Annotated in this window: 10 protein-coding genes and 2 tRNA genes; 11 read left to right on the plus strand and 1 reads right to left on the minus strand. The window is 34.4% G+C overall.

Annotated elements, in window-relative coordinates; all coding sequences use genetic code 11:
- Nucleotides 1-7 precede the first annotated feature (7 nt).
- The 7 genes from nhaD (at nucleotide 8) to CHB80_RS17725 (ending at nucleotide 7,790) form a co-directional block, all read left to right on the plus strand.
- Nucleotides 8-1,375 carry a sodium:proton antiporter NhaD gene (nhaD, locus tag CHB80_RS17695; RefSeq protein ID WP_089372844.1) on the plus strand — a complete coding sequence of 456 codons (1,368 nt, stop codon included), beginning with the start codon at nucleotides 8-10 and terminating at the stop codon, nucleotides 1,373-1,375.
- 51 nt (nucleotides 1,376-1,426) lie between these two features.
- Nucleotides 1,427-2,131 (plus strand): MotA/TolQ/ExbB proton channel family protein, encoded by a 705-nt coding sequence (locus CHB80_RS17700; RefSeq protein ID WP_089372845.1) that lies wholly within the window; start codon nucleotides 1,427-1,429, stop codon nucleotides 2,129-2,131.
- Between the two features lies 1 nt (nucleotide 2,132).
- Complete coding sequence (locus CHB80_RS17705; protein ID WP_089372846.1) at nucleotides 2,133-2,525, plus strand: ExbD/TolR family protein; 393 nt, start codon at nucleotides 2,133-2,135, stop codon at nucleotides 2,523-2,525.
- 47 nt (nucleotides 2,526-2,572) lie between these two features.
- Nucleotides 2,573-3,406 carry an energy transducer TonB gene (locus CHB80_RS17710; RefSeq protein ID WP_089372847.1) on the plus strand — a complete coding sequence of 278 codons (834 nt, stop codon included), beginning with the start codon at nucleotides 2,573-2,575 and terminating at the stop codon, nucleotides 3,404-3,406.
- A 125-nt stretch (nucleotides 3,407-3,531) separates the two neighbouring features.
- The gene (locus CHB80_RS17715; protein ID WP_089372848.1) at nucleotides 3,532-3,885 is read left to right on the plus strand and encodes a nuclear transport factor 2-like protein; all 354 of its coding nucleotides are present in this window, start codon (nucleotides 3,532-3,534) and stop codon (nucleotides 3,883-3,885) included.
- Nucleotides 3,886-4,086: 201 nt separating this feature from the next.
- On the plus strand, nucleotides 4,087-6,561 hold the full coding sequence (locus CHB80_RS17720; protein ID WP_089372849.1) for a VPS10 domain-containing protein: 2,475 nt from the start codon (nucleotides 4,087-4,089) through the stop codon (nucleotides 6,559-6,561).
- Nucleotides 6,562-6,572: 11 nt separating this feature from the next.
- Nucleotides 6,573-7,790: a bifunctional folylpolyglutamate synthase/dihydrofolate synthase gene (locus CHB80_RS17725; RefSeq protein ID WP_089372850.1), complete on the plus strand. Its 1,218-nt coding sequence runs from the start codon at nucleotides 6,573-6,575 to the stop codon at nucleotides 7,788-7,790.
- Between the two features lie 26 nt (nucleotides 7,791-7,816).
- Here CHB80_RS17725 and CHB80_RS17730 read toward each other — a convergent pair whose 3' ends face one another.
- Complete coding sequence (locus CHB80_RS17730; protein WP_089372851.1) at nucleotides 7,817-9,517, minus strand: hypothetical protein; 1,701 nt, start codon at nucleotides 9,515-9,517, stop codon at nucleotides 7,817-7,819.
- Nucleotides 9,518-9,684: 167 nt separating this feature from the next.
- Between CHB80_RS17730 and CHB80_RS17735 the strand changes: the two genes are divergently transcribed.
- From CHB80_RS17735 to CHB80_RS24745, 4 genes are all read left to right on the plus strand, one after another.
- Nucleotides 9,685-9,759, plus strand: a tRNA-Val gene (locus CHB80_RS17735).
- 45 nt (nucleotides 9,760-9,804) lie between these two features.
- Nucleotides 9,805-9,879 (plus strand) — tRNA-Val (locus CHB80_RS17740).
- 1,109 nt (nucleotides 9,880-10,988) lie between these two features.
- Complete coding sequence (locus tag CHB80_RS17745) at nucleotides 10,989-12,923, plus strand: hypothetical protein (protein WP_089372852.1); 1,935 nt, start codon at nucleotides 10,989-10,991, stop codon at nucleotides 12,921-12,923.
- A gap of 10 nt (nucleotides 12,924-12,933) precedes the next feature.
- The gene (locus tag CHB80_RS24745; RefSeq protein ID WP_179218206.1) at nucleotides 12,934-13,077 is read left to right on the plus strand and encodes a hypothetical protein; all 144 of its coding nucleotides are present in this window, start codon (nucleotides 12,934-12,936) and stop codon (nucleotides 13,075-13,077) included.
- Nucleotides 13,078-13,190: the final 113 nt, after the last annotated feature.

Here is a 13,190-nt window from a genome sequence, read left to right on the forward strand (position 1 = left end):
CACTTTTATGGAATCTGTTATTATACTCATTTTTGTCATTGGCTACTTGTCAATTACCCTTGAACATCCTTTAAAACTTGATAAAACTGTACCAGCACTTATTATGGCTTCCTTGATGTGGGCCTTTTTAGCAGTAGGGTTTAGTCAAGGATGGTTTAATGTAATTGATTCTCACGAGCATGTATATAGCTTTTTAACAGGAGGGGATGATGCATTACACGGTTTTGAAAATACCTTATTACATCACCTTGGTAAAACTGCAGAAATACTCGTGTTCCTTATTGGAGCTATGACCATCGTAGAGATTATAGATTTGCATCGTGGTTTTGAGATACTTAAGTCGGTAGTGCGTACAAAAAGCAAGAAAAGGTTATTATGGATTATCGGAATCTTAGCCTTTATCCTATCAGCAATTATTGATAACCTAACAGCTACGATTGTTCTAATTACGCTATTACGTAAATTAATAAGTAATAAAAATGAAAGACTTTGGTTTGCGGGTATGGTTGTAATTGCTGCAAATGCAGGAGGTGCGTGGTCACCTATTGGAGATGTAACAACAACCATGTTATGGATTGCTAATAATGTATCTGTAATGGGACTTATTAAAACATTAGTAATACCATCTATATTATGTTTTGCAGTTCCTTTTGGAATTGCCATGTATTTACCCGCTTTTAAAGGAGATATAGAAGTAGAAGAACTAGAAGATGATGTAGAAGCTGGACGTTTATTAAGTAGTAAAACAATGCTGTTTTTAGGATTAGGGATGATTGTTTCTGTTCCTATATTTAAAACCTTAACGCATTTGCCTCCATATATGGGAATGATGTTAGCGCTAGGTGTTGTGTGGTTAGTTTCAGAATATATTCACCCTGAAGAAGATTTTTCAAAAGAACGCCGTCATTTATATTCAGCTCATAAAGCACTATCACGTATAGAGATTAGTAGTATTTTATTTTTCTTAGGGATATTAATGGCTGTTGGAGCGTTAGAAACCCTTGTGTATGGAGCGATTGGAGGACAAGAAGTAGGGACATTGCGTTATTTAGCTGAAGTACTACAAGCTGCTATTCCAAATGAAGATGTAGTAGTTGCCTTATTAGGAGTATTCTCAGCAATTATTGATAATGTACCATTAGTAGCTGCCTCTATAGGGATGTATAGTGAACCAATAGATAGTAATCTATGGCATGCTATAGCCTTTGCAGCAGGAACAGGAGGAAGTATGTTAATTATTGGATCTGCCGCTGGTGTTGCTGCTATGGGAATGGAAAAAATAGATTTTATTTGGTACCTCAAAAAAATATCTTGGCTCGCAGCTGTAGGGTTTTTAGTGGGTTACATATACCTAGTCATTATGTTCTCATTATAACACATACTTATTCCCCAGATAATTCGTTATAAACCTAACTAATCCTGAATTATGATTAATATGTTATTGCAAGATGGCGCTCAAGATGCTGCCGATGCACTTACTGCAGAAGAGCCTGTAGAAAAAACACTATCTATAATAGACCTCTTACTCACTGGTGGTACCTCTGGTATTATTATTATAGGTGTTTTGTTTGTACTACTTTTTGTAGCCATATACATTTATTTTGAACGTTTATTTGCAATCAAAGCCGCTTCAAAAATAGATGGAAACTTTATGAATCAAATACGTGATAACGTTTCAAATGGAAATATAGAAGCAGCAAAAATACTATGTGCTCAAACAAATTCTCCTGTTGCAAGACTTACAGCAAAAGGAATCTCTAGAATCGGAAATCCGCTTGAAGATATTAATACAGCTATAGAAAATAGTGGACGACTAGAGGTATACAGATTAGAAAAAAATGTAAGTGTGCTAGCAACTATTGCAGGTGCAGCTCCTATGATAGGATTTTTAGGAACTGTAATCGGTATGGTACTTGCTTTTCATACACTAGCAACCAGTAGTGGTCAAGCAGATATGGGAACACTAGCCGAAGGTATTTATACCGCTATGACAACAACAGTAGCGGGTCTTATTGTAGGTATTATTGCATATATGGGATACAATCACCTAGTAGTACGTATAGATAAAGTCGTACATGCCATGGAAGCAAATGCTGTAGACTTCTTAGACTTACTAAACGAACCTATCTAGTATGAATCTTAGAGGAAGAAATAAAGTAAGCCCAGAATTCAGTATGAGTTCTATGACAGATATTGTATTTCTGTTATTAGTATTCTTTCTATTGACCTCTCCTGCTATTACTCCAGATGCATTAGACCTTATCTTACCAAAAGCAAAAGGGAAAACAAGTAATAAGCAAAACTTATCTGTGAGTATCACAAAAGATCTTGATTACTATGTAAATAAAGAACGCGTTAGTGAGCGAGGAATCGAAGCATATATTACAAAAGAGCTTAGTGGCGTAGAAGAACCTACCATTATTTTAAGAGCAGAAGAAGGTGTACCTATAGAAAATGCAGTGAAAGTAATGGATATTGCAAATCGTAATAAATACAAAATTGTACTAGCAGTACGACCTAATTAATAAATAAGATATACGCTTTCGCGAAAGCATATAAAAGAATCATACACGTGGCATACCTAGATACCCCACATAAGAAAAAGTCGTTTACCATAAGTAGCATTATTATGGCTATCATATTATTGCTTATGTTTTGGGTAGGAATGGATTATCTAGATCCCCCACCAGAAGGAGGTATTGCAGTAAACTTCGGAACTTCTAGTGTTGGATCAGGAAATGTGCAACCCACAAAACCTGTAGCATCTGCGCCTAAAAATACAGCGCCAGAGCCTGTGCCTACACCACCTCAACCAGAAATTACAGAAGAGGTTGTTACTCAAGATACAGAGGATGCGCCAGTCATAGAAGAAAAACCAGAAGAAACACCAAAACCGGAGGTTGAACAGCCAAAAGAAAAACCAGAAGAGAAGCCTGTAGAAGAAGCAAAACCTGATCCTACACCAGATAAGAGCACTACAAATGCACTAGATGCCTTAATTAATGGGCCTAAAAAAGATGGTACTGCACAAGGAGGAGAAGGCGATGATAATCAGGCTGGAGATAAGGGAGATCCTAATGGAGATCCTAATGCATCTAGTTATTATGGTACAGGAAAAGGTCTAGATGGCGATGGTAATTACCAATTAGGTGGTCGCAAGGCTTTAGGGAAACCAAAACGTGTACAAGAATGTAATGAAGCAGGTATTGTAGTAGTTAGTATAGAGGTAGATCGTACTGGAAAAGTAATAAAAGCGGTACCTGGAGTACGCGGTACTACCAATAATACAAAATGTCTCCTTGACCCTGCAAAAGCAGCGGCACTTGCCACTAAATTTAATGCAGATGCTAAAGCGCCTTCTAAACAGATAGGGAAAATCGTTTACCGTTTTAGTCTTTCTGATTGAAAATCACTTCATTTTAGTAAAATTGACAAGCTTTATGTCTGTATTGACATCATAAAGCATGTAAGCGAATTTTTATTTGCCGACTCAATGGGCATATAAAAATTAACTTAAATCATACACGTAAAATGGAAAATCAAATTAAAAATGCACTATTAGATCTTAAGGAATTACTAGGAAAAGGACAATTTATAGAAGCAATGGAAAAATACCTTGCAGATGATGTAGTTTTGCAAGAAGCAAATAACGAACCTAAAGTAGGAAAAGAAACAGCACTTCGTGCGGAAAAGGAACTTTTGGCAACTGTAACTGATTTTGGAGGATATGAGATGAAGAATATTGCAGTGAGCGGAGATACGTCTTATTATGAGGCTGTTATGGAGTTTACAACAAATGATGGTGTATCTCATAGGTTTGAACAAGTAAACCGTACTGTTTGGAGAGACGGTAAAATTATTAATGAACGTTATTTTCACGCGTAAAGCAAGAAATTTTAATAGTAGTAAGGGTAATTCAGGATACTGAATTGCCCTTTTTTTATGTTTGAGACTTTGGTTTTTGGTAGCGATGTAACTGTATCATTTGTAAATCTTACAAATGATAGCTCTCTTTTTTGGTAATTTTTATTAGCATGACATTGTCTTCTTCTTGTATCTTTAGGTAATCTTTAAAGATGTTTAGCTATGAAAAACACATTATTACTATCTACATTATTACTTGTCTTTAGTTTTTTTTCTTGTAAACAAGAAGAAAATGCTACTGTATCCAGTGATGAAAAATTACCTTTTGACCTTATGTTTATGCAACGAGCTTATCCTACTGGAGAATTAAAACCGGGTGCTTATAGGGAAGCGGCAAAATGGAAAAAAGATTTAGAGCAAACGAGATCCGATGATGTTACTCCTTGGGAGTTTGTAGGTCCTGTCAATATTGGTGGACGTATCACGGATGTAGAAGTGATATCTGGAGCAAATGATATTATATATGTGGCGGCAGCTTCTGGTGGCATTTTTAGAACCGAAAACAATGGTGCGAATTGGGAACCTATCTTTGATGATCAACCCATGCTTGCCATTGGTGATATGGATATTTCTAAGAGTAATAATAGCATTATAGCTGTAGGTACAGGAGAGGTAAATGCAGGAGGAGGATCTCTAGCATATGATGGAGATGGTGTGTACGTAAGTGATGACGGTGGAGATACATGGGATTCCAGAGGACTTGAAGAAGTAGGAAGTATTGGAAAAGTAATTATAGATCCAGATAACCCTTCAGTTATGTATGTGGGAGCTATGGGTCCTTTATTCCGAAATGATACGAATAGGGGAGTGTATCGTACTACAGATGGAGGAACTACTTGGGAACAAGTTTTATTTGTAAGTGAGAAAACGGGAGTTGTGGATATGGCAATTCACCCAACTAACTCAGCGGTTTTATATGCTGTTGCTTGGGAGCGTGAACGTACTCCAGAAAATAGAAGTTATGGAGGTGATACTTCTGGGATTTATAAATCTACCGATGGAGGTGATAACTGGGTAGAATTAACTAATGGCCTACCTACAGTGGGAAGTCAAAAAGGAAGAATAAGTATTGATATTTCCCAATCTAATCCAGAGGTGCTTTATGCTTCTTATGCAGATGCTATAGGTTCTGTACAAGGGTTTTACAAATCTACAGATGGAGGAGATTCTTGGTCTGCTATTAATAGTTCACAAATTACAAATGTAGGTTTTCATTGGTGGTTTGGTGGTTTATTTATTAACCCTGAAGATGAAAATGAAGTATATCATGTTGGTTTTGATATACAAAAAACAATTGATGGCGGTGCTACTTGGCAGTCTGCATTTCCGGGTGTTCATGTAGATCAACATGCGATGGCTTTTCACCCTGATGATGCATCAAACGTTTTTCTTGGAAATGATGGCGGATTATATATAAGTGAAGATAGTGGTGCTAGTTCGGTAAAAGATTTGACACTTCCTATTACGCAATTCTATCGATTTACCGCAGAAAGTTTTGATAGATTATATGGAGGTTCGCAAGATAATAGTACCATTAGAACTACTACTGGAAACTTAGATGACTGGACAATTATTAATGGTGGAGATGGTTTTCAACCATTAATTAATAAAGATAATGGTGATATTATTTATGCATTATCACAACGCGGAAATTTAAGAAGATCAACCAATGATGCGGCATCTTTTCAAACAATCTTAAATGGTGTAGATCCTGCAGATCGTAATAATTGGGATACGCCTATCGCATTTGATCCTGAAAACAATGATATTTTATACTATGGGACACAGCGTGTGTATAGAAGTATAAATGGAGGAGATTCTTGGACGCCTATTAGTGATGATCTTACCAATGGACCAAGTACAGGAAACTTAAATTTTGGAAGCTTAACCAGTATTGATGTTTCTACACTTGATAGTAATATTATTTATGCAGCAGCAGATGATGGTAATGTATGGCGTACATTAGATAGTGGGGCTACTTGGGAAAATATATCTTCAAGTTTACCTAATCGTTGGGTAACCAAAGTAAAAGCATCTCTAGTAGCAAAAGAAGAAGTCTTTGTGACCTTATCCGGATACCGTTTTGGGGAAGATGACGGTCATATATTTTATAGTGATACCAATGGAGATTCATGGGAAGATATTACTGTAAATCTTCCAGATATTCCTGTAAATGATATAGAATACAGTACATGGGAAGGATATTTTGTGGCTACTGATATAGGAGTGTTTAGAACATTTTCTCCTGGAGATGAATGGGAAGTTTTAGGAGATTTACCCTCACTTGTTGTAAATGATTTATATGTGATGGATGATATACAATTGTATGCAGGTACTTATGGTCGCTCTGCATATACTAGATATGTAGGAGAATTAAGTGTAGAAGAATTCTCTGGAACGACCAATATTCTTTCTGTATTCCCTAATCCAGCTTCATCAGAAGCAACATTGATTTTGGAACGATTAGTTCCTAATGCAGAAGTTATATTGTATAATCAACTTGGACAAGTAGTTCTTACTCAAAAAATGGAAACACTCACCACTACAATTTCTATTCAAAGTTTACCAAAAGGGATGTATTTTGTGCAAGTGAAAGGAAACAATGAAGTATTTTCGCGAAAGCTTTTAAAAAACTAAATTAGATTACTATCACATATCAAGAAACACTCGATTGGCTATTCATTCAGCTCCCTATGTATCAGCGTCAGGGAGCTACTGCTTATAAAGTAGATTTGGATAATACCATACTACTTGCAAATCATCTTGGAAACCCACATACCCAATTTAAATCTGTACATGTAGCAGGTACCAATGGTAAAGGATCTACAAGTCATATGCTTGCTTCTGTTTTGCAAGAGGCAGGGTATAAAGTAGGATTGTATACGTCACCTCATCTTAAAGATTTTAGGGAGCGTATACGTATAAATGGTATCCCTATAAATGAGCAATACGTTGTAGATTTTGTAGGAAATAATAAATCGTTTTTTGAAGAGCATAAGCTGTCATTTTTTGAAATGACCGTTGGATTGGCATTTGAGTATTTTGCAAACCAAAAAGTAGATATTGCTATTATTGAAGTTGGACTAGGAGGGCGATTAGATAGTACAAATATCATTACTCCAGAAGTATCTGTGATCACAAATATAGGATTAGATCATATGCAGTTTTTAGGAGAAACACATTCGGAAATTGCATTTGAAAAGGCAGGGATTATCAAAAAAGGAGTTCCTGTAGTTATTGGAGAATATCATGCTAAAACGGAAGAGGTTTTTGGTACGCTTTCGCGAAAGCGTAATGCGCCACTACACAAGGCATATGAGTTTGATGCCATCCCAATGAAATCTGATTTACAAGGAGCTTATCAACAACATAATATCCGGACGGTACAAGTAGTCATTGCTCAATTACAACAAAAAGGGTACGGTGTAGGAATACAACATATCGCCAAAGGCTTATTACATGTTGCAAAAAATACAGGACTTCAGGGTAGGTGGCAATTATTAGATGAAAACCCTACAGTTATTTGTGATACAGCTCATAATAAAGAAGGTCTCTCTTATGTATTACCTCAACTCGAAACCATAGCGTATGATCACTTACATATCGTATTAGGCGTAGTCTCAGATAAAGATTTAGAACGTATCTTACCTATGTTTCCAACACATGCTACCTACTATTTTTGCAAGCCTTCTGTGGCTAGAGGAATGGATGCAATGGCATTACAAGAAGTGGCTTCTGGTTTTGATCTAAAAGGAGATGTATATACCTCTGTTATTGAAGCTTTTTCAACGGCAAAAAATAAAGCAAACCCTACGGACTTGATTTTTATTGGTGGAAGTACATTTGTAGTTGCAGAAGTACTTTAATTGGTGTTATTCATACAGAAACTATTCTATTTTCCATAAAGCGAGTTGTAAAAATCGGTATATAAAGACTCGATAGGTTTTAACTTTTTTGCTTCTAAATTTTGAAGTTTTAAAGACTCAACACTTCTATGGAATTTAGTGCTTTTTGCAGATCCTGAGTTATCTTTAAATGGTAGCACTTCAATTTTAGCTGCTGTAGAGAGTGATTTGATCTCATAAATGTTAGAGATGTCTTGTGCTCTAGTAAAATGAGAAAATTTAGAAGATGTAAAATCATTTCCAGCATAAAAAGCAATAGAATCTCCTTGTTTGAAATTTAAAACAGTTTTATCTTCTTTAGGGATTATAATAGCTTCATCCACCCCATTTTGAAGCTTAAAAATAATAAGTTCTTTTTGCGTGCTATTTGTAACCTCTAGTTGGTCAGTATTATTAGAGAGGTTGGTTTGTATCGTGTTAAATGTTTTGGGATATGGGTTTGTATAAGGAGTTACTCTTATGATTTCTAAAGCATCCATATCGTCTCCCTTCGAAACCTTATTTTTTAAGCTGTAAAGAAAACGTATGTGCGAATCTTGACTGTAACCCTTAGATTGTTTCGGAAGAGTTATATACTCAGGATTTATGGTTCTTTGGGGTTTTGCTTCTATTGTTTGGACTTCATAGATAGGTGTTTTTGAAATTATTGGTTTCTTTTCATCATCTCCTTCTGAGGATGCATCTTCATCTGCATTTGTATCATCATCGTTACTAGCATTTTGTTGGTTATCTTTAAAGACCTCTTCAATAGGTACGTCAGTGTCATCTTCGTAATAATAATCAATTGTGCCACTTCTATTAATAAATGGGATGGTAGCTATGATTGCTATAAAAATAACACCTACAAATGCAATAATGATATAGGTTGCTTTTGCGTTGTTGTTTTGAGAATTTGAGGTGTCAAATCGTGCAATGTCAGGATTAAACTTACTAGATTTTGCCTTAGAAGCATTTTTTGCAAATACTTCTTGTTGCTCCTTATTAGGAAGTGATAGTTTCCCAAATGCAGTCATAACGGAGATTGCAAAATCCCACTCATGATTTCTAGTGTTTTGGTTGAGATTATACATACGTATTACAGTACTGTTAATTTCTGTAATTTCATCTGTTAATGACGCTATATGGATATTGAGACTTGCTATAAAATCAGAATGGTGTAAAAAAGAAATAGACTCTTGGGACTCCTTTAATTTTCTTTCGGATAGGATATTTTTTGCATTGTTAATCTGTGTAGCTAAAAAGGTAATAATAGTTTGATTTACCTCATCTGAAAAGAAACGTTTTTGAGAAACGATTCTTGTAAAGAGTTGTAGTTTTCTTTCTTTAAGTAAATAAGATAATGTATGTGTAAGTGTGTTTAATAAGAAAGGAGTTGTGTATGCTTTGCTATACGGAGTTATAGCTCGCGGATCGTATGTAGAATCAAATGATGTGTTATCTAAATCTTCTGGACGTCCTAATAAGATTTTTTTCAGCCATAGATGTCTTTCTATAAAAATAGTGGCTTCTATAAAATCTGGACTTTCCAGCTGGCTTATTAATTGAGACAGTTCTGTGATCTTGATATCTGTGTCTAGTACTGCTTCAAATTCGAGTTGTTTTTGTAATTGCTCGATTCGGGTCGTATTGATAGCCTGTATGCTATGTACTGAAATGCCTAGTTCATCTATTAAAGAAATATATTTCAAAAGTGCTTTTTGAGCTAAGATATTAAATTTAATAATGTAGTTTTTAATTCTATATGAGTGGGTTATCCTATGGATTTAATTTTTTTTCAGAAAGAATTAATTATTTTTTGCTAAAACATTTTACACTCACAAACTTTAGCTTATATTTGCACCCGCATTGTAAGAAAGGGCGCGTAGCTCAGTTGGTTCAGAGCACTTGGTTTACACCCAAGGGGTCAGGGGTTCGAATCCCTTCGCGCCCACAATACTTTCTTCAATACGACAAGAAGTCCAACTTGTAAAAAATAGGGCGCGTAGCTCAGTTGGTTCAGAGCACTTGGTTTACACCCAAGGGGTCAGGGGTTCGAATCCCTTCGCGCCCACAAAGGCTTTCAGAAATGAAAGCCTTTTTTTATGGACTTATTTTAACTCCTACTAAGGTTAGGTTCAAAACTTTAGAAACGTAACTTCTATTCTTATGAATACGCTTTTGCGAAATTAGTTACTTGCGACTAAAACTATAATACACGTATCAAATTATAAAGAGTATGTTTGCTAAGTATCTTAAAATGATATATACTTTTACTGGATAAATAAAAAACGTTTTTCTTATAAGAAAAACGTTTTTTAAATTGTTTATTTTAGAAGGTAATCGAGTTATAAGGCTAGGTCGTTAAGTGATGTTGTAGAATATGATCACCTAAAGCGTACACACAATAAAAAATGCTTATCGACGGTTGAAGTAGTATCGAAACTTCCTAGCCTTAAAAACTCACCCCAAGTTATAGTTCCTTTATATTCTTATTATTGATTTTTCTCTTTGAATTCTCATAACTATACATAGTATTTATATGCTTTATTTTGAGATGTAAAATTAGGTAAGCAATTCCTTAAAACAGAAAGAAAAACAAGCAGGTTTCAGTAGCTTCAGTAAAACCACTTATTTGCTGAAACTACTGGTTTACTAGTAGTTAAAGTTTCTGAATGGCCATCTTAGATAGTATTTTTGCTTCTCGGTTTTTGTTGTGCTATTAACAAAAATTGTGTTGAATAATGGATGAAAAAGAATGTTTTGAGATTTCAAGATTCGTAGGTAATTTAATATGAATGCCTATTTGTTTTTAAATAAAAATAGCCTTGCTGTTTAATAAAATACTGTCCCGGCCGAAGGAGGCGTTATTGGTATCTCTCTACCACTTCTATCAATAATACTACTCCTTCGGTGTCCGCTGGAAAAGGATACTGAACTGTATTTTATTTTATATATATTATTTAGTGAAGCTATTGTTTTTTAGGAAGTTATATTTTTTTAATAAAAAGGCTTCATCCTATTTTTACATTCTTAAAATTGGAGATAATTCTATAAAGGCAATACAGTCTATCTCTTTTTAAATCCCACATATTTAGTTTAGAATATTTGTAAAATGCTAGTTATAAGCATGATATTATGTGGCTTTTTACTCAAAAAATAAAATATTAAACATATAAACGAATGAAACAAACAAGAAGTACTTTAAAAACATACTTTGAAACAGGAGACAGACCTACTGAGTTAGAATTTGTTGATCTTATTGATAGTATGGTTCTTGATGAAGATTTAGCAGAAGGAGCAGCTACAGAATATAGCTATACAGACTTAAATATATTAATAGAAAATAATGCATTAATTGTAGGAAGGAAATACACGATATCTGATTATCAAACACGTTACTATATTCAAGGAACCAATACAACAAACATTAATAGAAATGCATCTAGTCAAGGATTGGTTTCTGGTTTTGCATTTTTTGATCCTCAACTAACGGATGTAAATAATGGAACTCCTGTAGAAGTGGTAAGTCTTCCAGATGATTATGCAGGAGCTATTCAGGTAGGAGATACAACAACTATTGTAGATTTCTTTTCTGGTTTTTTTATGAAATTTGCTAATGGACTACATAACGTTCCAGGTGCTGTATTTAAATATTCTGTAAAGCGTTTTGACACTATAGATGAAGATGCTTTTGTTTTGGATGCAAACCTAAAAGTAATGATGAAACCTAATGGCCTTATTAATACAGAGGTACACGATGGTACTCCATACATGCAAATGACTGCCGAAGAAAATATGGCAGTACCTACTGAAAAAATAGTACTCACTGCTATTTCTGGAAATGCGTTTGCAAAAGAAGCAGAGAGTGTTACATTTCCTGGTGAATTACTGGAATATGATTTTACAGATGTAGATATTAAAAATGAAGATGAAGTTGTTATAGGTAAACGTAACGGAATTATTAAAAGAAGAATTTCTGCAGATGGATTAATAGACGTAAATAAAGATTGGCGTGTACAACGCTATAGACGTTATACACCATCAGAAAGAGATTGGGGGAATTATATTCTTCAAAATGAAGTAGATAGCTCTGTGTATAATGTAGGAAGTAATAATGCATTTACATTAGGAAACATAAATACAACAAATGAGCATAGGTATATATTACCTAGTGTAGAAAATAAAAACTTCTACCAAGATTTTAGTCAAGTAGGAACGATTCCAAATTTATTTCAAGAAGGAATCACTGATGGAGCTTCTATTGTTTATGGAGCCCGAATGGAAACAGCAAATGATACAATTTATAGGTCAGATATTATCACTTCGACAGTAAATAATGGAAAAGATCTTTTCATTTTTCCAGTAGATGATAAGACAAATCCTATAAAAGAAGTCGTTCTATTTAAAGTAAATGCTTTAGAAAATACAGTCTTTAGAAATAATAATGGGCAGTATGTAAATAACCCAAAAATTACAGTAGATATTAAAGATGGAATTTCGTTTTCTAGTATTATGGCTGGAGGGTCTTTCTACTCATCATCTCCATATTTTGATAATGGATTGATAAGAATTACGGCTATAGATAATGTGGTAGAATTAACAAATAGAGGTCGTATAGAAGATTTAATTGTTTTAAGCACATTTTTGTTAACAAATAGCGGAAATGTCGCTTTCCTAACATTAGGAGGGATGGCTGCAAATGCTACTGCTTTTGGAGCAACCTATGGTGATGTGAGATTTGATGATGGATGTCAGATTAGAAATACTATGATAGGAGCAAAACGTGTAGATAAATTATCTTTTAATAATGTGTTTACTAATAAATGTTTGTTTGGGTATAGTAGAGGGCAATACCTTAAGATTTCTGATAGTATTATGTTTTTAACGGCATTTAAACATGCAGGAGATTTTTATACAAATAACTTAAGTATAGATACTTCAGATCAGAATATACCTAAAGGACGTTTCGGATTCTTGTATGAAGGTATGCCTAACCTATTTGGGCAATATATTTTTAATACTAAAGATGGAGATCTTGTATATCGCGATGTATATGTAGATAGTAGTCCTTCTGATATAATAAACGAATTAAAATTATTAGTTCAACCTAAATAAAATATTGAAAATGACGCCAGAAGAAATAACACGATTACAAGAACTTAAGACAGCTATTCATAATTGCCCAGAAGGATTTGCTATGCAATTATTAGGAATGCCTGTACTTGAAGAGTTTTTAGCTTTATCTGTCAAAGAAAAAGAGAGTAATTAATCACTGCGATATAAGTAAGAACATAGGGTATTGATCTAAAGTATTTCATTATTAAATAACACCTTTTAATTTGATATGTATACGCTTTCGCGAAAGCGTATATGTAAAAAACA

Origin of the sequence: Dokdonia pacifica (genome assembly GCF_900188275.1) — a bacterium.
Lineage (GTDB): Bacteria > Bacteroidota > Bacteroidia > Flavobacteriales > Flavobacteriaceae > Dokdonia > Dokdonia pacifica.